The organism is Streptomyces aureocirculatus (assembly GCF_000720475.1).
Lineage (GTDB): Bacteria > Actinomycetota > Actinomycetes > Streptomycetales > Streptomycetaceae > Streptomyces > Streptomyces aureocirculatus.
In genome coordinates, this window is record NZ_JOAP01000022.1 from 48,582 (window position 1) to 70,856 (window position 22,275).

The window sequence follows — 22,275 nt, forward strand, 5'->3', positions numbered from 1 at the left end:
CGCCCCTCACTACTTCCGCATAGCAGTCAAAGCAACCTTCGGTCCCCTGAGCGACATCGCCCGACCACCATTCCGGCCAACCGCCCCGTCCGCTACTACCGGCGGCTCTCGCACACTGAGCAGTCAATGCTCAAGGCGAGCAGGCCAGCCAGACCACTCACTAACCCTCAGGTAACGCATACAAGGCCACCGACCAGGTCGGTGCCGACTATCGGTCAACTCCAGGTGCGCTCCACTCCCCGAACTGAACAACCTGCAGGTCAGCGCCCAAGGATCCGCTCACCAAAAGAGGGCCGGGACAGCGGGACGCGGCGCAGGTCCGTCCGCTGCTGCCCGGGATGGAGGGCTGCGCGGCCCTGGTGACGAGCCGGGCACAGATGCTGGACGTGGCCGGGGCGCGCGTGGTGGGCCTGGATGCGATGTCACCTGAGGAAGCCCTGCAGCTCTTCGCACACATCGTGGGAGAAAAGCGAGTGGCGGCGGAACGGGCAATGGCCCTGGAGGTGGTCGAGGCTTGCGGCTTTTTGCCCCTGGCGATCCGCATCGCCGCCTCCCGCCTCGCCGCCCGGCGCACCTGGACGGTGGCGGTCCTGGCCGCCAAACTCGCCGACGAACGCCGGCGCCTGGACGAGCTCCAGGCCGGAGACCTGGCCGTGCGGGCAACGCTTGACCTGAGCTACCGCCAGCTCAAGACAGAACAAGCCCGCACCCTGCGCATGCTCGGTGCGCACGCCAGCCCGTCCATCTCCCTGGAGACCGCATGCAGCATGCTTAAGTGCGGCGCTGACGAAGCCGAGAGCCGTCTTGAAGATCTGGTGGACGCCGGACTGCTCACCCCGCTGGATCCTGGACGTTACCGGCTGCACGACCTTGCCTGGCTCTACGCCAAGACAGCAGCCTCCAAGGACCGCGGCGATCCCGTCGTGGATGAGGCAACTGGTGCGTAGGTCCGCCGGGCTCCGTCGCTCGCCGCAGCCCACGCGGCCTCTGCCACGGGCGTCGTCAGTTCAGGAGGAACCCTCTGCACGAGGCGAGCCCGTCAAGGTTGCAGGGTCAGGCGTTGTCAGTGTCGGCGGGCGCGTCGGCCGGGGTGGCGTCAATGGGGGGCGGGGCAGTGGGTGGCGATCTCGGCCAGCGTTCGGGAGACGCCGACTGGTAGGAGGCGTCATTCCACTTGCGGGTCAACTCCAAAAGTTTCGTTTCAGCGAGTCCAAGCTGGACACCCCTTCGCACCTGGACCTGAACGAAAGAAGCCGCCGCTGGGGCGCGGTGCGGTCGAGGCGCTGGCGGCCTGGACGATCTGCCAGGCACTGTCATCGACCGGGCGAGGGTGGCCTGGCTGAAACCATTGCCCGTCCAGCTCCGGCAAGAAGACGACGTTTCCCTCGGCGAAGACATCCCCCTTCTCGTCCATGCCCCGGGAGCAGTAACCAACTGCATGCGCTCCCCTTCCTCGTCCCACCAGATCCGGGCCGGCAGGAGTGACAGCGGCCGGGGAGCAGAGATCCGCTGGAAACGGTCAGATAAGGGGAGGACCGGGTCACGCGTTCGGCCGCAGGCACAGCACGATCCTGTGGCCGAGCTGGCATGCCGAGGACTCTCGTGTCCCCCGGGCACAGTACGGCTAGTGGCGTATCACAGGCGTATCGAAAAACGCATACGCCGCAGCGACATCCCTCCGTCTTGGGTGGAGGCAGGGGGCCACCGCGCGGCAACGGCGGGCCCGTGTCGATGGAAGGAACGTGCTCATGGGCTTGGATTCCGTACGCGGTGTCGATCGGCGGCGGGTGCTCCGCTGGGGTGGGGTGGCCGCCGCGGGCGTGGCGGCGGGCGGTGCGCAGGTGGTGAACGCCCGCCCCGGCCGTGCCGCCCCGGCCGATCCCGGCGCCATTCCGCCGGCCGCCAGGCCCGGCGGTGCCTACGACCGGTACGTGGCGAAGCTGGCCGCCGAGGGCAAGTTCTCCGGTGTGGTGTTGCTGTCGCACCGGGGCCGGACGGTGCTATCGCGCAGTTACGGCATGGCGGACAAGGAGAAAGGCGTCCGTAACGACCCGGACGTCGCGTTCTACCTCAGCTCGGCGGGCAAGCCGTTCGGTGCCGTGGCGATTCTGCAGCTGGCGCAGCAGGGCAAAGTGAAGCTGTGGGACACGGTGGGCGCCTATCTGACGGGCTTCGCCAAGGACGTTGCCGAGAAGGTGACCATCCACCATCTGCTGTCCGGCACCTCCGGGCTGAACAACCCGGATGTGGACGTGCAGCGCGTCTTCCAGAGCCGGGAGGAGGTCCGTTCGTACAACGAGCGCTGGGCACGGCAAGCCGAGCTGGTGAGCGCTCCCGGTACCCCCACCGACCACGCCGGGGCCGAGGTAGCCATTCCTGCACAGATCGTGGAGGTCGTGACCGGCAAGCCGTACTGGGACTACGTCGAGGAGCACATTTTCAAGCGCTGCGGCATGACCGGAACAGCGTTCTTCACCAGGCCGCAGTGGCTCACGGACAAGCACATCGCGCACCCCTACATGGAGTTGGCCGACGGCAGTCTGGTGGACGCCGTCCGCAACCTCGACAAGGGCAGCCCGAGCCCGCACCAGCCGGGCAAGAACCCGGGCCGCAACTTCATCGACGCTCCCGGGGACGGCGGTTTCGCCACCGCGCCGGACCTGGTCCGGTTCGCGCAGGCGCTGGGCGACGGCACGGTCCTCGACCCGCACTACGCCGAGCTGTTCACCGGGCCCAAGCATCCGCATCCCCCTCAGGGGGGCGGCCTGCGGGGCGGCCGGGCAGCCCCCGCCGACGCGTCGTTCGGGGCCTACACACTGCCGGTCCACATCACTAACGGCCAGTGGGTGTGGGGACGTGCAGGGGGTGACCCCGGTGCCGGCGCGAGCTGGAACATCTACCCGGACACCGGCTGGGTCGGCGTCATCCTCAGCAACTGCGACGGCGTGCCGCTGTGGGAGATCATCGAGCAGGAGATACAGACCATCACCCGCTGACACCGACCGCCGACCGCCGAGCCGCGGGCCTCCTGGGGCCCGGAGTCTCTGCCGCCCAACGCACCGGCCACCCCGTGCCCGCCACATCACGAGGAACACCGTGTCCCACCACACCTTGCGCGCCGGCGTGTCGGCCACCGGCACCGCCACCGGCATGGTGCTCCTCGACGAAGCCACCGGCCGCTCCTGGCAACTCAACGCCACCGCCACACTCGTCCTGCGCGCGCTCCTCGCCGGCGACGACCCCGAACACACCGCCCACCGCCTCCACGAGCGCCGCCCTCAGCTTGCCCCCGACCAGGCCGCCGACGACGTCATCGCCTGCATCGACACCCTGACCCACGCCCACTTGGTGGTGACGGTGTGAGTCAACCCATGACTGCCGAACCCCGCACCACCCTCCCGACCCATCACCGTGCCCTGGCCCTGACCGCCACTGCCCTCGCCCGGCTCGGCATCCTGCTCACACCTCGACAGATCCGGCGGACCCTGACGTTCCTGCAAGGCAAAAGCACCCCCGCCACTCGGTGATCAGCACGCTGATCTTGACAGGGAACTTCAAGCGGCTTCAGGACCCCTACCGGTGCTCGGTGAGAGGGTGGCGGAAGGACAAGCGCAGCCCCTCCGCGGCTGCGGCTCCAGGTGCTGCCGCACAGCGGCGCCGGTGGGGGTGGCGGGCGGGAGCGGCTGCCCGCTAGTCGTGGGCTGCACGGGGCGTGACTGCTGGCGTCTGGCTTCCACGAGATCGGCCCAACAGAGCCACCGGGAGCTCTGGCAGCAATACTGAGGGGCGGGCCCCCAGCAACTGCAATGCCGGGACCCCGGTGCTCAACAGGGATGGGCAAGGTCAGGGCCGCGCGGTCCGGAACGCCAGATACCGGTTGAAGGCTTCCTTGCTGTCGGGGGTGAAGCGCCACTCCAGCAGGGCCGACCGCAGCTCCGGCTCGGTCAGCCAGCCATGCCAGGCGACCTCATCGGGATCGGGGACCACGGATAGAGCCCGGGGAAGCGCGATACCTGCTCCGAGCGTCGGTGGACGAGGATCCGTCCACGCTCATCACGACACACCGTCACGGCGACTCGGTGCAGCCAACCCTCCCGGATGGCCTGCTGGCGGCTGACCACCATCCCCAGCACACGATCTTGATCGTCGACACGCTCCACCAGTTCATCCACGACGCACACCCTGGCAGAGCCCACTGACAACGCCGCTTCTCCGAGCCCGCAGAGGCCGACCCAGGAGAACCGGAACTTAGAGGCCGGACACGGATGACCACAGTTGTCGACCTGTCGCGCTCAGGTGAGCCGCAGCTCAGTAGTTGTCACCGCCAGAGTCATCTGACGTGGCGAAAGATACTGAACGAAGCAGCGTGGTTGTCACCAACAAGGCACCTGGCTTGTCACAGCCGCTCACTCAGCAGCCTTTTCTGTCACCAGTCTCGCGAGTAGCGGCCGCAGGCCGGCATCCCCGTAGCCGCGGCCCTGGCCGACCTGCTCACCGGAAAGGCCCCCGCATGGGCAAAGATCACGCCGCCAGGCTCGCCGCCCACCTCGCCGCATCCGGCAGCCCCGCCGCCCCATGGCACGAGCACTGCACCGCCGTCCCACGACACCACTTCAACCCCGACGTGGCATGGGCAGTGCGCATGGGGACAACCCTCGCATGAGCGATTCGGCGTCACGGTTACCCCCGAGGGGCAACACCTCTGGCTCGACCACCCCCAACGCCCCGCCTCCGGCCAGCAGCAATGACCGGACGCGACGGCTAGCCTCTACCCAGGGTCCGCGGCTCGTTTCACGTAGGGGAGAAAGGCGTTGGGAGGCGGGGGTGGGGGGCATGCACAGCCGGAACCACCTCTGCGACCTCTGCTGCAAGGGCGACGGTGAGGCGACCGGAGGTGACCGAGACGAGGCGGAGGAGGCCCCCGAGGTCCTGCCGCTGTGGCGTCCGGTGGGTGTCCATGGCCGAGGCGCTCGGTCCGGGGTGCCACCCAGCGCCCCGTGCCGACCGTGTGCGGCTGGGGCGAGCGGTTCCTGAAGGGCATGGCCTGTGACGGCTTCCTCCTGTACGACGGCAAGCTGACCGCAGGATTTCAGGCCGTACGAACCGGGTGGTCACCGGCTGATGCCGACTCCGTGTGACGTCGGCCTTGGAGAACACCTCCATTCTCCGCTGTCACGAACGGCGGCGGTCCACCTGCGATGACAGATGGACCGCCGCAGATCAGGAGCGCAGTACCCGCCCGCGGTCCGGTCGGCTCAGGATTCGACGCCATCGGGGAGATGGCCGACAAGGAATCCGGCTACGGACGGACGGGAGCGCCAGAAGCGGTCAGCGTGAACGCTGCCCGGTGAAGAGGCGATACAGCAGGAGCACGATCACCGAGCCGACGATCGCGGCGATCCACGTCGAGAGGTGGAAGAAGCCGTTGATGGAGTGCACGCCGAAGATCACCTTGCCGAGCCAGCCGCCGAGCAGACCGCCGACGATGCCGAGGAGCATCGTGACGAGGCAGCCGCCCGGGTCCTTCCCGGGCGTGAGTGCCTTGGCGATGGCGCCCGCGATGAGGCCGATGAGAATCCAGGCGATGATGCCCACGCTGTGTGTCCTTTGCTGAAGGTGGTGGTGTCAGGGGACCGGCGGGGTTCCGCCGGGGCTGCCCGTCGGCTGCTCCGCGCGGACGACCGGCGACATACGGATATCCCTGCACGATCACTCCACACGGGACCAAAGTCCCGTTCCCTCCGACGGACCCTCCCGGCACCCGACCCGCCGGCCGATCCGGTAGACGGCGGATTCGGTGACTGGTTCACCTTCCATGGCAATTGGTCCAAGTTCGCTGTCACAGGTCAAACCCGGAGGAGGGAGAGTTCTCCCCTGTCGGCGGCCGGAGTCTGTTCACAGGGACGCGGTTCGGGGGTGGCCTCGAGGCCACCCTCGATCAGCAGGGCGGCCCGTACGTTCAGGAGCCGGCATGCCCGACACCATGCCGCTCACCCCGATGACCCCGCACGCTGCCATCAGCGCCGCCTTCAACTGCCTCCGGCCGTCCAGGCCAACGGTATCGACGCCGCCCGCGAGTTCGCCGGCGCGGAGCCGCGGATGCCCGCGCTGCTCGCCAACGTCGTGACACGGATCGTCGTCCCGGTCACCGCGCTGCCCTGCCAGGACGCGAGCGAGCCGTGCCAGGACACCTTCGCCCTGGAAACCATGGGGCGCGCTCTTCGTGACCGCGCTGCGGCTCTGGGCGCAGGCCGGGCGGACGCGGCGGAGGGCATCGCCCGGGTGCAGGCGGCCTGCGCGGTCGTTGCTGCGGTGTTGCGTCAGTCGGCCCAGGCTCGGGTGAGGCAGCGTTGCCGGTGCGGGTCGGTGTAGGCGGTCCGGCCGTGCAGCATCGTGTGGTTGTTCAGCAGGAGGAGGTCCCCGCGTCGCAGTTGCAGGACTAGGAGCGGGGCTTGGTGGCGGAGTGCTTCGTCGAATGCGTCGAGAGCGTCTGTCTGTGCCGGTGTCAGCGGGCGGCCGGCGGCCTGGTGACCGCGTTCGATCTGGTACCGGTTGTACTGCACGGTGATGTGGGTGCCGGTCCGGGCAAAGACTGGGGCGGTGCGGGCGAGAGCGGTTTCCGCGCCGAAGTGGAAATCCCGGTAGAGCTCCGGCAGGACCGCGGGCCGGTAGTCCAGCAGCCGTTGATGGACGCTGTGGCCGCTGATCAGCACGGTCTCCCCGCCCGTGGGAGCGGGTCTGACGCACAGTAGGGCCAGGAAACGCGGTGGCCCGGGCGGGCCGGCCCGGTCGGTATGCGGGGCCAGCGCCGCCACCTCCACATCAGCGCGAGAACTTCCCTCTGCGCTCGCTGGAGCTGGGGCTTGCTGGGTGGTGAGGAGATCGTCCATCGGCGCGGCGGATTCCCTGGGGCGGGGTGCTCCCGCCATGGAGATGACCGACCGGCACAAGTGGGCGCACGCCTGATCGCTGAGCCCGTCTACGGCAAGACCCCGCAGGACGGCGAACTCGGGCCCGTTCGACAAGGCAGACAGGACACGACGCGTCTCTTGTGGCCCCACCTCCCCCGCGCTGCCGGTCAAGCCGCTCCGTCCCGATGGCGGCAAGGGGATCAGCCAGTCCCCGTCCTCCGGCGTGGCCCGGTCCCACCGACGTCGTTCCGTACCACCGGATGCTTCTTCCATGACGACCTTTCCCATCCCCGAGCTGGCTCTCCGCAGGATGAGCGGCAGCATGGTTGGGACCGTCGGGCAGTGCAAGTAGCTTCTCAGCTCACCCGGCTGCACGGCCACTTGCGGCCTCCCGGCCCAACCCGCCGCGTGCCGCAGAAGCGCGGACACCGAGCCTCTTGATGCTCGCCTATCGGCCAGACCCAGCCCAGGCGCGAAGCACCAGCGCACGGAGCACGCATCGCGAGGCCAGCGCCCCCTGTGGAGTACGCACTGTGTGGGCCGGCGGCTGCTGCTCCAGCTCGTCACCTGATCTACGCAGACCTGTGCTCGCTGTGCCCGCTGTGCCCGCGACCGATGCGACCCGAGTTCCGCAGCGGCCGCAGCACGTCACCGCGCAAGTTGTTCGTCGACCCCGTCGGGTTGGTCTTCCTCTTCCCCGCCATCAGCTCTGTTCCCTCGTCACTCGCGACCGGTCGCCGCCGTTGCTGGCCGCGCCCGGCTTGGGAGGGGGTCCGGGCCCCCCGGTCACGCCCAGCCCGGGCCCATGCAGCGCCTGCTGCGCTCCGCCCGCTGGGACGCCGACGCCGTCCGCGACGAAGTCCGCGCCTACGCCGTCGAACACCTCGGTACCGACGACGCGGTGCGGATTGTGGACGAGACGGACTTCGCGAAGAAGGGGCACGCGCGGCACCGCCGTGCGTGCCCCGGCCGAGGCGCTACGCGGCTTCCCGGCCGCGATGGGCGCCGGCCAGCCGCTGCCCGACGTCGGCGCGGACACCGACACGGCGGCGTTCCACCGAGCCGTGCGGGCACCGGATGTTGTTCGTCCTGAACGACGCCCGCGGCAGCCGACAGGTCCGCGCGCTACCGCCGCGAAGCCGATGTGCCTGGTCATCGCGGCGACGGCATTGGTGACGGGCTTGATCGCCCATGAGGGAGCCCAGCCGATCCCGCTGGAGTGGGTCGCGGTCGGCCCGGTGGGCGCTGCTCCTCTTTTGCGGCCGCCTCAGCGGACCGTCGGAGCTGGCGGCGCGACCACTTCGCGCAGCTCGGCGGTGGCCTGGGCCATGAGCTGAGCGAGGGTGGTGTCCGGCTCGGCGAGCCAGCGGGGCATGGCGCGCCGGTGGATCGCCAGTACCACGTCGATGATGAAGCGTGCTTTGGCGGGCTCGACGCCGCGGCGCTCGAGCGCCGGTGCCAGCGCGTCGGCGATGTCGGCGAGCTTGATCAGATCGCGCTCGGCCAGTGCCGGGTTGGCGGCGATCACTCTTGCCCGGCGCAGCAGGAAATCGCGTGGGCGGAAGATCTCCTCGGCGGTTCCCAGCGCGGTCAGCAGCGCCTCGATCGGGGTGAGGCCCGGGTCGGCTGCCTCGAGCTGGGCGACGAGGTGGGTCTCGAGTTCGTTTCCGGCGAAGAGGACTTCCCGCTTGTCGGGGAAGTAGCGATAGAAGGAGCGCTCCTTCAGACCGGCGGCGCCTGCGATCTGCGCGACCGAGGTGCGCTCGAACCCTTGCGTCTCGAACAGCTCGAGCGCCGCGCGTTCGAGCCGGCCCTGTGCGTCGGATTCCCATCGCGGCATGCCCACCAGGGTACGACAACAGGAGCTGTTATCGGCTGATACGGTCGATGACAACAGATGCTGTCATCAGTTGGGGGATCGTCATGAAGGCTCTGCAATTCGACCGGTTCGGTTCCCCGGACGTGATCGTGCTCCGCGACGTCCCGCAGCCGGAGCCGGGACCCGGCCAGATCCGGATCGCCGTGCGGGCGTGCGGCCTGACACCGGCCGACTGGCACGTCGTCGACGGTCTCCTCGCCGACCATCTGCCGCCGCTGCCGCGCGGGCTCGGCCTCGAGGTCGCGGGCACCGTCGACGCGCTCGGCGAGGGCGTCACCGGCGTCCAGACCGGCGACCGCGTGTTCGGCCCAGCCACCTTCGACGGCCCGACGGCCGGCGCCGCCGAGTACGCGCTGATGCCGGCCTGGGCACACATTCCCAAGGGCGTAACCGCCGAGCAGGCCGCCGCGCTGCCGATGGCGGCCGAGACGGCGTGGCGCGCGCTCGACGACCTCGGCGTCCAGCCGGGTGAGCTGCTGCTCGTCCACGGCGCGGGCACCACCGTGGGCGAGGCGGCGGTGCGCTTCGCGCTGCACCGGGGTATCCGGGTGATCGCCACAGCCGGGCCGACCCGGGCCGCCGCCCTGGAAGAGATCGGCGCCCAGGTGACCACCTACGGCGAGGGCATGGCCGAACGCGTCAGCGCACTGACCCCAGGCCCCGTGGACCGCGCCCTGGACACCACGCCGACCGGGGGCCGGATCGACCGCGCCGACCGGCCCAGCCCGGCCGGCGGCTCGCTACCGACCTTGATCGAGCTGACCGGGGATCCCGACCGTGTCCTCACCGTCTCGGACTTCGCCGCCGCAGCCGAACTGGGCGTCCGGATCTCCACCGAGATCCGCTACGACCAGATGAATGAGTTCGCCAGGCTCGCCGGCGAAGGCATCCTGGTCGTACCGGTCGCCCGCACCTACACCCTCGACCAGATCCAGGAAGCGGCCAAGCTCAGCCGATCCCGCCGCCCCGGCGGCAAGCTCATGCTCGTCCTGTGATCGCATCGCTGGCCTGGTCAGGCGACAGGAGCCCACGCCACCCCGATGATCACGCGGTGGCCGTACCCGTTCCCGACCAGGGTTCCCCACAAGATCGCGCAGTCACACTGGAGTACCAGGCCGTTTCCTTTCGATCACCTCGCTGACCAGATGAAGATGGCGGCAAGGTGGAGTCCGGCCAGGTAGGTGGTGGCCCTCTTGTCGTAGCGAGTGGCCAGCCCGCGCCTGTGGTTTGCCTTGATGCGGAGGGCGGTGCGGCGGCTGGTGCGTGCTGCTACCGGACTTCGACGCAGTACGAGGCGCCGGGGAACTCCCAGCCGTCGGTGCCTTCGCCGATGTCCTCGACGATGACGTCGTCGATGAAGTGGTCCTCGAACTCGTCGTCGGTGAGTTCGCCGGCGAGCCAGACTTCCTCGATCTCATCCCAGTGGCCCCGGCTGCCGTCGATACGCAGGGGCGCGGCGCCCGGGGTGCCGCGCGTACGTTCGTCGTCCCCGGTTTTGACGACGCCGCTGATCTCGTACTGGCCCCGCTTGATGTGGGCGGGGATCGGGTCGGCGGGGACGATGGCGACGTTCTCGTACGCGGTGTGGATGAGGTCCAGGTAGCTGCGGCGGATGTTGTACTCCGCGTCGGACAGCCAGTTGATCAGCGTCCTGGTCCTCACGTGGAGACCGGCGCCCTGCAGGGCCTGCTGCCCGCGGTGGGTCGCGGTGAGCTGGCTGAGCTGGGTGTGCCAGTGCCTGGCGGTGTAGGACGACAGGCGGTGGCGGGGGGTGACCTGGGCGTGCAGGAGGTCGTTGAGAGCGGCGCCCAGGGAGTTGCCGCGGCCTGTGGGGCCGGCCATCAGTCGTCGCCCTCGGGGATCATCTCGCCGGGCCTGACGAATTTGGCCTTGACTTCGCCGAAGCCGGTCCCGATCCGGTACGTGGACGGCGGCGTGCCCTCCGGCGTCCAGAAGACGGCCGCGTCGACGTTGCGCAGGGCGAGGAGGCGGTGGCCTTCCTCGACGGCCCTGAAGGCCATGCTCCAGTGGCGGACGGATGCCTCCGCGACCATGCTCATGCGCCAGTCGGGCCGCCAGAACGGGGAGCGCTGGGAGGGGCGTTTGGGCCACAGCAGGCGCAGTGCGATGGACAGCCGGGTCTTGTATGCCTTGTAGGGGTCGCCGCCGGTCTGGACGAGCTCGGTGCGTGCCTTGCGGGTGGCCTCGTAGAAGGGTTTGAAGAGGGACTCGTTGTACTTCCCGGTCCAGGAGTCGTGGATGGCCGGCATGGCGCCGAGGTGCTTCTGACGGACGAGTTTCTCCAACTGTTTGATGTGGGGGGTGGTGACCCACACCCGGCCGTCCTCGTCGGGGCGGTCGATGATCCGCCCCAGGGGGTGCGGCATGTCGGTGCGGGTCCACTCAGGGATGTCGATGAGATAGATGCCGGCCCTCGTCTTGTCGTACGCGTCGAGCGGGCCGGTGTGCTTCAGTGCGTTCGGGGCGAGGGGGACGCCTGAACAGGCGGAGGGGAAGCTGCCGTTGCGGTCGATCAGGCACAGCATGCCCTCGCCGAACGAGTCGGGCACCTCGAGCTGGTCGCGCCGCACGCGCTTGCCGTTCGCCCGGATGTGGGGCACCCGGGTGGCCGTGACGTCGGGGTGGACCCAGCGGGGCTCGCCGTCCATGTGCTCGCTGATCAGTGGCCACGGGCCGCTGTCGCGCTCTTCCTTGCGGATGACGGGGACCGGGTGCATCTTCGAGCGGCCGACCGCGTCCTTGAGGATCTTCAGCGCAGGGAAGACGTGCCCCTCGGGCTCGTCCTCCTCGTCCCCCGGCTCCAGCCTGTCCTCACTGTCTTCCTCGTCCTGCGCTGCACCGTCGGGGGCCTGTCCGCTGTCCGCCGGGGCCTGGGCGGGGGCACTGGCAGCAGCGGTGTGGCCGGCGCTTGCGGCGATGCCGGCGGACTCGGGGGTGCCGTAGGGCCGCAGCGCGGCGGCGAGTCGGTGCCCCTCCTGGGTGTCTGGCAACTCCGTTACCGCTGTGGCGGCCTGGAGCAGCGACGGCAGGATCTCGTTGAGGGATTCGTGGTCGCCCCCTGTGACCGCGGCCCGCCATGCCGCGAGCTCGTGGGTGAGGGCGGCGGGGATTCCCTGGTGTCCGCCGGATGTGTAGGGAAGGGCGGCTTCGGCCAACTCCAGCGCCGCCGTTCCGCCGGTGGCCGGCGGGTGCCCTGGGCCGGCCGGGCTGTCGGCGCGGTCGAGGGGGGCGGCGCCGGCGTCGAGGAAGCGGGCGTGGAGCAGGTCGGGCTGCAGGTACGCCGAGCCGATCGTGCCGAAGTCGCGCTCCGCTACCGTCACCTGGACCCGGGCAGGGTCTTCGGTCGGCGAGAGGGTCAAGGTGACGTCGGCGTCCAACAGGGACAGGAGTGCGGGATCGTCGCTGTCCACGATGGCGAGCACCGGTACGTGCAGCGTGCGCGCGACAGTGGCCAGGATCTGGGAGGCGTCCGGGAGGCGGTTGCCGGACAGTGGCAGGCGGGCACTGTGGGCGGCTTGCAGGCGGTCGACGACGACCAGGGCCAGGCCCTCCATGTGCGGGGCGGTCTCCCTGATGTCCTCGGCGGTCAGGTTACTGCCGTCATCGATCATCAAAAGGTCGCCGGCCTGGACGAGCTGGTGGGCGACTTTCTGCTCGTGCTCGGTAAGGCGGCCCTGCTTGAGACGCGCATATTCGCCGCCGGTCTCGGCGGAGATGATCCGGCGGAAGATGTCGTCACGGTTGGGTCCCGAGGCCGCGTACAGGACCATGTCGTGGTCGACGAGCGCGGTCTTCCGTGCGGCCGCCAGACCCAGCAGGCTTCCGCCGACACTCGGACGCGCTGCCACGAGTGTCAGCTTGCCCCGCTGCAGACCGCCTGCCGCGGTGTCCAGGCCCGGCAGCCCGAAGGTGGGGCCGTGGGCAGGGCCGTGGGTGAGTACGGAACCGATGGCGTCGCCGAGCGTGGCGAGCCTGCGGGGCGTGCTGCCGCGGTCCTGGTTGCCTTGGCTGTTCACCGCACCTCCTGCGGTCGCCGCGCCGGGGGGCGCGGCCATGTCGGACGAGAGGGCATCGGAAATGGATCGAGTGCCGCAGCCGATCAGGACCGGACAGCAAAGAGGCCAGGACCACCGGCCCCCGGGCCTCCGCTCCGCACCGTTCGCAGACGGTTACATCTGCCGAACCGGCGGATTCAGCCACCCGTCACCGCTCCTGCTCCCCGGGCTCGTCCTTGTACGCGATGTGCCCGATGGCGGAGAGGGCCGTGCTCAGCCTGCCGTGGAGCGCACTCGCGAGATCCTTCGCTTTGCCGCAGGACTCCGTGAAGCGCTGCAGGGCGTCGTCGAGAGGCTCGCCCCGGTAGTCGCTCCTCAGCAGTTCATTGCTCTGCATCTGCTGCGGGAGGCCGCGCACCGCAGCCAGTACCCCCTTTCACCTCTCGCTCACCCCGGACCGGCTTCGTCCCCGGGCCCCACACCACCGCCGATGTCTCGGCACCCAGCCGCGAGGGTGAGTAGCGCAGCCACACCATGAACAAGCCCATGCCCCGGGCGGCTTCCTCTCACTGCCGTCCCGTCGCCCGGGGAGCCTCATGCCTCTCCAGGGCCGCGATCCGCTTGGAGGCCGCCTGTTGGCTGATTCCCGGTTCGTCGGCCGCAGCCTGGAACTGGCCGGTGTCGGCGCCGGTCACGAACGTCCGCAGCGCTTCAACATCCACGCTTCCGCCTCACTTTCACAACCTTGAGTTGTGTCTGGTGTGGTGCGGGGTTGTTTGATCGAGTGTTCTGCGTGGTGATGGGATCGGCGCATGTCTACTCGAACAGAGCAGGTTATGTATGTCCAGGCGCCTGATTTCGCGCGTCATGTGGAGCGGGTCATGGAGGTGACCGATGTGACGTCTCGACTGAACGTGCTTCCGTTCAGCGATAGCGCAGGTCGCGCGGAACTGCTTTCTGTTGTATTCGGTGGCCCGCTGCCGGAGTCGGTGACGATCTACCCGCCGTTCTTCACCGAGTACGGGTTGAACACGACGTTCGGGGAGAACGTCTTCGTCAACCAGGGATGCACCTTCATGGACAAGGGAGGCATTCGTATCGGCAACGGCGTCATGATCGCCCCGAAGGTGAGTCTCATCACCGGAGGCCATCCCCTGCCCCTGGCCGAGCGCCGCGAGTACCTCTCCTTCGCCCCGATCGTCATCGAGGACGACGTCTGGATCGGGACGGCTGCCGTGATCACGCAGGGGGTGACTATCGGCGCCGGTGCGGTGGTCGCTGCCGGAGCGGTGGTCACTCGTGATGTCCCTGCCGGCACCGCGGTCGCGGGTGTGCCCGCCCGGGTGATCAAGACGATCGGCTGACCCCCCGGGTTGCTGGACGGGGCATGCAGCACCTCCACGGTCTGGTTCTGATGCCTCGTCATGCCCGGCTGCCCGACAGGCAGTGGGACAGCATTCGGCCTCTGCTGCCCTCTTCCCCGTACGGGGCCAGGCATCAACCGGTACCGGCATCTCAGGCGACATCCGACATATGCGGCTGGCCACGATCATGAGCCAGCGGGAGAACCAAGAGCTGAAGTGCCCGGCGCCCGCGTCGTACTCCCCTGGTAAGAGCCGCGTGAATCCCGAACGGCGGCTCCCTCGGGCGCAGGCGTCGGCAGTTCAGCCCGCACCCGTCTTCCCTGCGACCGAACTGGGCCGCTCTCGACACCCGTGCTGTGTTCCCGGCGTGAGGACGTCCCGGGTCGGGTCACAGGCGGTCGGTGTTCGTGACGTCCGAGCCCAGGCCGCTGCGGGCGCACCTCGTCGCCGGGCTCCACCGCGTACGCCACAGTCCGCGTCGCGTACCAGACCGGACCCGCGGGCGTCCCCTGTTCGGCGTGAACGGGGGCGAGCAGCGAGCCGTCCAGTCCCACCCACTCCTTGTCGGCCTTCACGCGGGACAGGTCGACCTGGGGCAGGTCGACGAGTCACGAGCCGGGCACAGCTTCGGGGCGAACCTCGGAACCTTGACGTGCGTCGGTGCGCCCAGTCCGACGGTCAGGCCGTTGGCACCGCCCCGGAGGCCATGTCGGCGTCGATGCCGACCAGGTGGCACAGGGTGCACTCGGCGTCGGACATCGGCCGTGCCCAGTCGTACGCCTCCTCGAACAGCTTCTCTGCCGGGCCGCGTACGTGAGGGCGGGCAGGTCCTTGAAGACGGGGATGGCGCCGGGCGCGTCAGCAGCCGGTGTGCCGGGAGCGCAGCGAGGTGGTGGTCGCTTTTTCCCGGGGCCGGCTCCCTGTCCTGCTGACCAAGCGTCAGGATATGGTCGGTGACGCGGTAGGTCAGGACACATCTGTCTCCAGCCACTCCTGCGTGTCGCGGGCTGGCGCGAGAGCACCGTCTCAACCCCATTCGACAGCAATGCCCAGTTCCGGATCGCTTCGGAAAGCCAGCCGCACAGCTTGGTGTGCAGTTCCCGTGGCAAACAGCGCCGAAAGCCGTTGTCGCGACAGCAGCGATAGCGGCCTGTGCCACCGTTACTCCTGCTGCCGTGGCCAGTCCCGGACCGATCAAAGACGGCAGCGGCGCGGCCAAGATCGTGGACAAGAGCTTCTATACGCTGGCTTCACCCAGCGGTGAGAATCCCATCCTGCGGGCAGGCAACGCGAAATTCGGGCGCGCCCACATCAAGCAGGGCGGTAAAGCACCACCACAAGCCCAGCCACCCGTACACGCGAGCGGCCAAGAAGAGGTGGCAGGGCGCCTTCAACAATGGGATCTGCAAAGGGCTCAGCCGGTACTACACGCTGTACTGCTACCCCTACCGGAGCGGGACGAGTAAGCGCACCATGTGTGTGTACGTCGACTTCGCCGACTATAAGTTCCACGGGCGGAACATGGGCCAGAAGGGCATCATCACCGCCTACTGGACCAAGGGCCAGCGGGGCCCGAAGGGACGCGACTCATGTCTGGCACAGAGCGGCTGACCGACTCCACCCCTCACCGGCGCTACACGCCGGGAGACAAGGTGACGCCACGAGAGGCTACCGACCACCCCGATGACCCGGTGGGCACGGTCGTGGCACGTATGTCCACCGACGAACTCCTCGTAGACTTCCCGCAGGCCGGCGGCGAGGTCTACCTGGACGATGAAGTCGAACTCATCGAGCCGGCACCGCCGGGCTGGACGCCACCGTCCTCAGCACCGTCTTAGAGTCGCTTCCATTCTGTGTTGCATTCTACGATGCGGACTTGATCCGGCTGACGGTGGCTACCGCTCCCGGCGGCGGTCCAGGGCCTCCACGACGAGCGCATGTTCCCCGAGAGCACTTGCTCGACCTGCCCGCGCAGGCACGTACCGAGGCCCTGGACGACCTGGCGTCCTATTCGGCCACGCCCTGCCGGCGTTCGCCCGACGGGTAGGGCGCATGCGGGTGCGCGGCCACGCACAGCCCTCCGACTCGATGGACCTGGTCCAGGCACTGATCGATCAACCCGCCCCTGACCTGGTGGTGCCAGTCGATGACCTCGCCGGGCTTGATGCCGAGCGCGAGCCAATGCGGCGTGAGTTCCCCGTCCGGGCGAACCGAGTAGACATGACAGTCCCCGCGGTACCAGGCCGCCCCGCGTCCGACCACCCGCGTCGGCGGGAAGCTCAAGTCCGACAAGGTTCTCCCCTCAGAGTCCTGTCGAGCCAGCGCACAACCAGACCTACCAGTTCCGTTGCACCACTGGGCGCCGTCTCAGCCGAGAGGTCAGGTCGCATTCTGACGATCAGTTATTACCGGAGTGGATGAGGATGGTCTGGTCCACACCCGACACGTGTGCTGAGCCCGTGCTCGGCAGCCTGGCATCTGCCCTGTACATCATCAACCTGCCCGTCGACGACGCCATGATCACCGACCTCGCCACTGCGGCCACGGCAGGAATCACCACCCTGGCCGACCGGCACCACAGCGGCCCCGGCTGAGCTGCCGCGCCGCACTGACAAGGGCCTCCTGGCGACTCACCGCAGGGCCCTCGGGATCCGCTTGGCTGCGACAACAGATCCACCCCCTCCGAGGTGCGGCAGCAGTCCGCGCTGAGCCGGGCAGCGGCCATCGCCAACTCCCTTGATCTATCGGGCTGTTGTGGGCAGTGTCGTGCACCACGGGCAAGGAGTGGTCCGGTACCGGGATCCACACCTGCGCGGGGCACGCGACGCAGAGCAAGTTCGACCGATCGGTTCCGGCTGGAAGGAGCGCCATGAGCTGCCAACAACGGCTGGCGCGTGAATACGAGCAGCTTCGCCAGGCGCAGTTCGATTCCGCGCGAAAGAGCGCTGCGCCGGGACAGTGGCAGGCTCTGGTGGGCAAATACCGCAGGGCCTTGCGGGACCACGCGGACCTCGAAACGTCCCGCGGGCTGGCTCGCGCACTGTGGCGCTGGTCAATGGCGCTGACCGCGGCGGGCAACGCCGCCGGTGCGGTTGAGGCGGGGCGCCAGGCGGCATCGGAGTTCGACTCTGTCTTCAGAAAGACGCTGGACTGGGATGCCGATGAACGTTCGCCCGCAGTCGACGAGGCGCTGGCGGAACTGCTCGTGGCCCGCACCGACCTCGCCGAGATCCTCGCCGAGGCAGGCGGCCTGGACGAGCGCATCCGTGTTCTCGAGGAGGCCCGTGAGGCCGGGCACAGCGTCGAGGCCGGTCCACGGACGCGGCGGGCGCTGGGGACCGTGCATCACAATCTGTCCATCGCCGAAATGACCCGGCTGCTCGATGCCGTACGGCGCCGGGGCGGCGCCGACCCGATGGTCCCCACCCTGTCGGCCTCCCGCGCCGTGGAGATCCGGCAGGGCCTGATCGACCCCCTCGACCCGCTGACCCTGTGGGAACTGGCCAACACCTATATCCAGTACCTGCGGTGCCTGGGCATGGTGGAGGAGCCGGACCGGGCGGTGATGGTGCTCGACCTGGCCGCGAAGCTCGTCGCGATGATGCCCGCAGGTACGCCCGCCGACCTCCGCCCCCAGCTCGACCAGACGGTGAACATGCTGTGCACGGCCTACCCCGGTCACGCCCGGCAATTCGCGAAGGCCTACCCGGGAGGGGGCACCGGCCGCCGGTCACCCCGTTTCGGATTCCGGCGTTCCCGCCGCCGGCCGCCGTACGGGTGAGGGGGAACGGTTGTGATCGTATTGCGACTCGAGGCGCGGGAGATGACGGGAGCGGACCGGTGGCTGTGGCGGCTGACCGGGCCCGACGACCGGGTACTGGCCCACCACGACGTACGTCTGAACCTGGCCAGTGCGCAGTACGAGGCCGCAGTCGACCTCCTGGGATACCTGTGGCGGCATACGCCTCCCGACCTGCGCGACGTCCGGGAGGCAGAGATCGTCCACGAGGTGGGCGGCTGGCTCGGCGAACAGGTCCTTGGCCCCGTGGCCGACGCGCTGCGGGCGGCGGCTCCCTGCGCGGTGCGGGTGGTGGTACCGGCGGACGCTGGAGAACCGGCGCGCCGGCTCCTGTCCCTGCCGCTGGAGCTGGCCCATGCGCAGGAGCAGCCGCTGGCCCTGCAGGACGTCACCCTGGTGACGCAGTGCGGGCCCGACACCCGGCCACCGGACGGCGGACCAATGCCGCGCACTGGTCAACCGGTGCGGATCCTGGCCCTGTTCAGCCTGCCGGAAGACAGCCGGGCGCTGAATCTGCGCCGTGAACGGCGGCGCCTGGAGCGGCGGTTCACCGAGGCGGCCCGGGCGGGCCGGGGTGTCGAGATCCACTGCCTGCAGTACGGGGTGACCCGCGAGCGCCTCAAGGCCGTACTGGCGCGACCCGAGGGCTGGGACGTGATCCATGTCTCCGGCCACGGCACGCCCGGTGAACTCCTCCTGGAAACTGATTCCGGGCTGGCCGACCGGGTTGCTGCGGACGAGGTGACAGACCTGCTCAGCATGGCGCGGGGCGTCAAGCTGGTCACGCTGTCGGCTTGCTGGTCCGCGGGGCGGGCCGTACGGCAGCGGCGGCGGCTGCTCAGCCTCTCCGATCAGCACGACGCGGAGCCGACGGCGAAGGACGCGGAGCAGGAACCCGCGCCCGGCCCGGCCGGCCCGCTCGCGAACATGATCGCCGAGCAACTGGAGTGCGCGGTGCTGGCCATGCGCTACCCGGTGGCCGACGACTTCGCGGCGGCGCTGGCCGAGCGGGTCTACAGCAAGCTGATTCTCGACGGGCAGCCGCTGCCACGCGCCCTGGCCGGCACCGTCAAGGAGCTGTCGCAGCCTGACGAGCCCGTGCCGCAGTTGGCCCTGCAGGCGGGGACTGCGACCCTGTCCGGTGCGCGGGCGCTGGAGCTGACCATGCCCGCGCCTGCGTCAGTCGAGGCACAGGCGGCGGAGACGGCGGCAGGAACGCTGCCGGTGCCGGAACGCTTCGTCGGCCGGGTCATGACCATGGCGAGGGCCGGTGCGGCCCTGTCGCCGGACAGCGCACTGCGCGGAGTGCTCCTGCAGGGCATGCCCGGGGTGGGCAAGACCGCCTGCGCCGCGGAGCTCGCGGCCACGCACGAGCATGCCTTTGAGAAGGTCATCTGGTTCCGGGCAGCGGCCGAGACCGCCCCGCGGCCGGACCCGGGCGGCGCCCTCACCGAACTCGTCGCGGCCATCGAGCAGGCTGTGCCCGAGCTGGACCGCGCCGAACTACCGGCGGGTCCCGGCCGCTTCGGGGAACTGCTGACACAACTGCGCGCCCGCACCGAGCGCCGCCGGCTGCTGCTCGTCATCGACGGCATCGACCACTTGCTCACAGCGGACCGCGACTGGCGGGACGGGCGCTGGAAGGACCTGCTGCACGCTCTGGCAGGGCACAGCGGCCGCACCCGGCTGATCCTGTCCGGCCGCACGGTGCCGCGTACGTACCCGAGCGGCCTGCTCACCGTCCCCGTGGGACCGCTCACCCACGACGAGTGCTTGCTGCTGCTGACGGAACTGCCCCGGCTCGCCCAACTGGCGAGCGTTGGCGTGCCCGGCATCACCGACCGGCCCGGCGAGGCGCGCCGACTGGCCGGGACGCTTCTGGCAGCGGCCGGCGGACATCCCCTCCTGCTGGAGCTGGCCGACGGCCTGTGCGCCGATCCCGGCCGGCTCGCCGAGCCGGCCTCATCTGTCCGACGGGCGCACAACAGGGGTGAGGATGCCCGTACGGGTGTCCTCAGCGCCGGGCAGGCCACCGTGGGCGACGTCGATCACCTGCAGAACATGCGTGTCTGGACCGGGACCGTCGTCGGCTGCCTGCCCCCGGAAGTCCGCGATCTCTTCTACTTCCTGTGCTGCCTGGAGGAAGCGGACCGTACCCTGCCGACCGTGGAACAGAACTGGCCGGACCTGCGCTCCCGGCTCGGTCACGGCGGGACACCCGTGGACGTGAGTCTGCTGACGGCGGTGGACCAAGGGCTGCTGACGCTGCGGGGCCGGACCGGCGACGTGTCCCTGGAGATCCACCACGTGATCGCCGGCGCGGGCCGCGAACTCGCCGGCGGCGACTTTCGCGCGATGGTCGACACCCGGATGGCCGGCTACTGGGTGACGGTGTTCGAGATGGCCTGGACCCGGGAGGGCACCGATACGGACGGAGCGCACCTGACCGGGCCGCTGATCGCGCGGGCCGGCATGTCGGCGGTGCCGTACCTGGCCCGGGACGGCAACCCGGAGGTGGCCGAAGGACTGCTGGAAGCGGTGCTGCTGCGCGACGCCACGAGGCCGGTGGCCGCACGGGTGGCGCCCCTGATGCGACGGCTGGCCGTGCAGCACCTCACGGGCGGCGGCGGGCAACGCCTCTCCGCCGCGCACACGAGGGTCATGCGGCTGATCAACCCCGAGCAGGCCGCCGCACAGACCCGCAGGACGCTCGAAAGGGCGCGGGCCGCAAAGGACTACGAGGTGGCGGCGGGCGCGACGGGCCGCCTGATCGAGTCCGCCGTCCGGGCGGGGCGCATCCAGGACGCGCTCGCGCTGGCCGAGGAGCAGATCCAGTACGTGCGGCGGGCGGGCTTCGGCGGTTGGGAAAGATGTCGCAGCGAAGTGAACCGGGTCCATGTGCTGGCCAACTCCCAGCACGTGGAACAGGCGCTCACCGAGGCCGCCGATCTGATTGAGCGGATGAGGCCGCTACCGCGGGGATCGAGGGACGCGGAGAGTGCTTCGTGGTGGGCGGTGTGGGAGGAACTCCTCGACACCGCCCAGCGGGCGGCTGTCCGTGTCGGCCGCTGGGAGCAGGCGCTGACGTACAACGCGGAGCTGTGCGCCTCCAAGGAAGCCCGCGGCGCCCCCCTCACCGACCTCGTCCAGGCCCGCCACGGCGCCTATATGCCGCTGCTCGAACTGGGGCGCACCGACGCGGCGCTCTCCCTCGTGGACGCGAGCCGGCAGATCGCCGAGCGCCTCGGCGACCCCTTTGTGCTCGCCGACGTATTCGGCGCCCTGGGAAACATCGAGGACGCCCGCGGGCACGGGGACGTGGCGATCGACCGGGCCCGGGACTGCCTGCGCTACGCCTATCGGGCACAGGTTCCCCACACCATCGCGATCGGCCACGTCAATATCGGCACCTATCTGAAGGTCCACGCCCGGGACGGCACAGCGGCGGTGGCCCATCACCTGGCGGCCGTGCTCCTGGGCAGGCTGACCGGCGGCGTCACCAGCGATGCCGGGATCGCGATAGCCGGTGATCTGTACGAGTTCGGGCCGGAACTCGAACTGCCCGGCAGCCCGGAGGCGCTGTGCGAACGCGTCGGCCAGGTCCCCGGGGTGGACCTGCTCCCCGTACTGCGTCAGCTCGCACCCGGCCCGGCCACGCTGAGCGGCCTGCTGGAGAGCGTGATCGAGGAAGCGCGCCAGCAGGTTGAGCAGCCGTCCGCCGGCTCGGCGCTGGCGGAAGCCGTGTGGTCCATTTATTGGGAGCCGCTGATCGCCGCGCTGGTGGCCGCCACCCGCGGCAACACCGCGGCGTACATCAACCTGCGCAAACGCCTCGCCGAGCTGGAGACCCTCGACCCCCGGTTCGCGGAGCCGGCCGCAAGGCTGCGGCGGCTCTACGACGGCGAACGCGGGCCGGACGTCCTCGCCGATCTGGAGCCGCTGGACACCGCTGTGGTCAGCCGAGCCCGGCAAGCACTGGAGAACGAGGTCACCGTACCCACTGAGCTGCGGTTGGTGCTGAACTACAACCTGGCTCTGGGCACTTTCGTCGCGGCCGCCGCCGGAGACGAGGCCAGCGCGTCCGTAGCGCGGGAAGGCCTTGCCGACTTCGCCGCAGACGCCTCGCTCGTGCCGATGTCGGCCGTCCTGAACGAGGTTGTCGCCGGCAGCCGCGAAGCCGGACTGCTCACGCAACTGGACGACCCCGTGCAGCGCGAGGTCGTGGCCCTGGTGCTGCGCCACATCAGCCATGTCGAGGCGGCGATGGGCTGATGTGTGTGTGGTTACGGGTGACACGGCCCGTGGG

The 22,275-nt window shown here is 69.6% G+C and carries 19 protein-coding genes and 5 pseudogenes; 13 read left to right on the plus strand and 11 right to left on the minus strand.

The genetic code is table 11. From position 1 onward, the window contains the following. Window positions 1–302: 302 nt before the first annotated feature. The 4 genes and pseudogenes from IG78_RS0120930 to IG78_RS49280 all read left to right on the plus strand — a co-directional run. Window positions 303–935 (plus strand): annotated as a pseudogene (locus IG78_RS0120930) (AfsR family transcriptional regulator); the annotation flags it as partial. An 813-nt stretch (window positions 936–1,748) separates the two neighbouring features. Next, window positions 1,749–2,996 (plus strand): serine hydrolase domain-containing protein, encoded by a 1,248-nt coding sequence (locus IG78_RS0120935; RefSeq protein WP_030565479.1) that lies wholly within the window; start codon window positions 1,749–1,751, stop codon window positions 2,994–2,996. Window positions 2,997–3,096: 100 nt separating this feature from the next. After that, entirely contained in the window at window positions 3,097–3,363 is a 267-nt protein-coding gene (locus tag IG78_RS42405; protein WP_037685797.1) for a lasso peptide biosynthesis PqqD family chaperone, read from the plus strand. An 8-nt stretch (window positions 3,364–3,371) separates the two neighbouring features. Further along, window positions 3,372–3,527: a hypothetical protein gene (locus tag IG78_RS49280; RefSeq protein ID WP_157855826.1), complete on the plus strand. Its 156-nt coding sequence runs from the start codon at window positions 3,372–3,374 to the stop codon at window positions 3,525–3,527. 316 nt (window positions 3,528–3,843) lie between these two features. On the opposite strand, the pseudogene IG78_RS42410 reads toward IG78_RS49280, so the two are convergent. Beyond that, a pseudogene (locus tag IG78_RS42410) lies at window positions 3,844–4,124 on the minus strand (NUDIX hydrolase). A gap of 873 nt (window positions 4,125–4,997) precedes the next feature. On the opposite strand from IG78_RS42410, the gene IG78_RS49285 reads away from it, so the two are divergent. Continuing rightward, window positions 4,998–5,138 (plus strand): hypothetical protein, encoded by a 141-nt coding sequence (locus IG78_RS49285; protein WP_157855827.1) that lies wholly within the window; start codon window positions 4,998–5,000, stop codon window positions 5,136–5,138. Window positions 5,139–5,328: 190 nt separating this feature from the next. Here the strand turns inward: IG78_RS49285 and IG78_RS0120950 are convergent, their stop codons facing one another. The 3 genes from IG78_RS0120950 to IG78_RS46035 form a co-directional block, all read right to left on the minus strand. Continuing rightward, entirely contained in the window at window positions 5,329–5,595 is a 267-nt protein-coding gene (locus tag IG78_RS0120950; RefSeq protein ID WP_030565481.1) for a GlsB/YeaQ/YmgE family stress response membrane protein, read from the minus strand. Window positions 5,596–6,029: 434 nt separating this feature from the next. Beyond that, window positions 6,030–6,209, minus strand: coding sequence for a hypothetical protein (locus IG78_RS50605; RefSeq protein WP_199813284.1), 180 nt, complete (start codon window positions 6,207–6,209; stop codon window positions 6,030–6,032). 111 nt (window positions 6,210–6,320) lie between these two features. Next, window positions 6,321–7,235 (minus strand): TauD/TfdA family dioxygenase, encoded by a 915-nt coding sequence (locus IG78_RS46035; protein ID WP_157855828.1) that lies wholly within the window; start codon window positions 7,233–7,235, stop codon window positions 6,321–6,323. Window positions 7,236–7,695: 460 nt separating this feature from the next. On the opposite strand from IG78_RS46035, the pseudogene IG78_RS48210 reads away from it, so the two are divergent. Then, window positions 7,696–7,851 (plus strand): annotated as a pseudogene (locus IG78_RS48210) (transposase); the annotation flags it as partial. Between the two features lie 327 nt (window positions 7,852–8,178). On the opposite strand, the gene IG78_RS0120975 reads toward IG78_RS48210, so the two are convergent. Beyond that, on the minus strand, window positions 8,179–8,751 hold the full coding sequence (locus tag IG78_RS0120975) for a TetR/AcrR family transcriptional regulator (protein ID WP_030565487.1): 573 nt from the start codon (window positions 8,749–8,751) through the stop codon (window positions 8,179–8,181). 83 nt (window positions 8,752–8,834) lie between these two features. Here IG78_RS0120975 and IG78_RS0120980 point away from each other — a divergent pair, with 83 nt between their 5' ends. Further along, on the plus strand, window positions 8,835–9,785 hold the full coding sequence (locus IG78_RS0120980; protein ID WP_030565488.1) for an NADP-dependent oxidoreductase: 951 nt from the start codon (window positions 8,835–8,837) through the stop codon (window positions 9,783–9,785). Between the two features lie 274 nt (window positions 9,786–10,059). On the opposite strand, the gene IG78_RS0120985 is transcribed toward IG78_RS0120980, so the two are convergent. From IG78_RS0120985 to IG78_RS46045, 4 genes and pseudogenes are all read right to left on the minus strand, one after another. Continuing rightward, window positions 10,060–10,632, minus strand: coding sequence for a hypothetical protein (locus IG78_RS0120985; protein ID WP_030565490.1), 573 nt, complete (start codon window positions 10,630–10,632; stop codon window positions 10,060–10,062). Then, complete coding sequence (locus IG78_RS0120990) at window positions 10,632–12,827, minus strand: DnaB-like helicase C-terminal domain-containing protein (RefSeq protein ID WP_225882140.1); 2,196 nt, start codon at window positions 12,825–12,827, stop codon at window positions 10,632–10,634. The genes IG78_RS0120985 and IG78_RS0120990 overlap by 1 nt, the downstream gene beginning before the upstream one ends. 187 nt (window positions 12,828–13,014) lie before the next feature. Beyond that, window positions 13,015–13,203 (minus strand): hypothetical protein, encoded by a 189-nt coding sequence (locus tag IG78_RS0120995; protein ID WP_157855829.1) that lies wholly within the window; start codon window positions 13,201–13,203, stop codon window positions 13,015–13,017. Between the two features lie 199 nt (window positions 13,204–13,402). Beyond that, a pseudogene (locus tag IG78_RS46045) lies at window positions 13,403–13,528 on the minus strand (LysR family transcriptional regulator); the annotation flags it as partial. 114 nt (window positions 13,529–13,642) lie between these two features. On the opposite strand from IG78_RS46045, the gene IG78_RS0121005 reads away from it, so the two are divergent. Further along, a complete protein-coding gene (locus IG78_RS0121005) occupies window positions 13,643–14,170 on the plus strand; it encodes a DapH/DapD/GlmU-related protein (RefSeq protein WP_030565495.1) in 528 nt (175 codons plus the stop codon). A gap of 431 nt (window positions 14,171–14,601) precedes the next feature. Here IG78_RS0121005 and IG78_RS51445 read toward each other — a convergent pair. Beyond that, window positions 14,602–15,063, minus strand: a pseudogene (locus IG78_RS51445) (telomere-associated protein Tap); the annotation flags it as partial. A gap of 580 nt (window positions 15,064–15,643) precedes the next feature. On the opposite strand from IG78_RS51445, the gene IG78_RS49290 reads away from it, so the two are divergent. Together IG78_RS49290 and IG78_RS49295 are read left to right on the plus strand one after the other, a co-directional pair. After that, on the plus strand, window positions 15,644–15,781 hold the full coding sequence (locus IG78_RS49290; protein ID WP_157855830.1) for a hypothetical protein: 138 nt from the start codon (window positions 15,644–15,646) through the stop codon (window positions 15,779–15,781). Next, the gene (locus tag IG78_RS49295; RefSeq protein WP_157855831.1) at window positions 15,760–16,008 is read left to right on the plus strand and encodes a hypothetical protein; all 249 of its coding nucleotides are present in this window, start codon (window positions 15,760–15,762) and stop codon (window positions 16,006–16,008) included. Before IG78_RS49290 ends, IG78_RS49295 begins: the two co-directional genes overlap by 22 nt. Window positions 16,009–16,177: 169 nt before the next feature. On the opposite strand, the gene IG78_RS0121025 is transcribed toward IG78_RS49295, so the two are convergent. Then, window positions 16,178–16,462 carry a hypothetical protein gene (locus IG78_RS0121025; RefSeq protein ID WP_030565497.1) on the minus strand — a complete coding sequence of 95 codons (285 nt, stop codon included), beginning with the start codon at window positions 16,460–16,462 and terminating at the stop codon, window positions 16,178–16,180. A gap of 131 nt (window positions 16,463–16,593) precedes the next feature. Here IG78_RS0121025 and IG78_RS46055 point away from each other — a divergent pair, with 131 nt between their 5' ends. The 3 genes from IG78_RS46055 (at window position 16,594) to IG78_RS0121040 (ending at window position 22,241) form a co-directional block, all read left to right on the plus strand. Then, window positions 16,594–16,764 carry a hypothetical protein gene (locus IG78_RS46055; protein WP_225882141.1) on the plus strand — a complete coding sequence of 57 codons (171 nt, stop codon included), beginning with the start codon at window positions 16,594–16,596 and terminating at the stop codon, window positions 16,762–16,764. Between the two features lie 275 nt (window positions 16,765–17,039). Continuing rightward, on the plus strand, window positions 17,040–17,951 hold the full coding sequence (locus IG78_RS0121035; RefSeq protein ID WP_157855832.1) for a hypothetical protein: 912 nt from the start codon (window positions 17,040–17,042) through the stop codon (window positions 17,949–17,951). 12 nt (window positions 17,952–17,963) lie between these two features. Then, complete coding sequence (locus IG78_RS0121040) at window positions 17,964–22,241, plus strand: CHAT domain-containing protein (RefSeq protein ID WP_030565501.1); 4,278 nt, start codon at window positions 17,964–17,966, stop codon at window positions 22,239–22,241. Window positions 22,242–22,275: the final 34 nt, after the last annotated feature.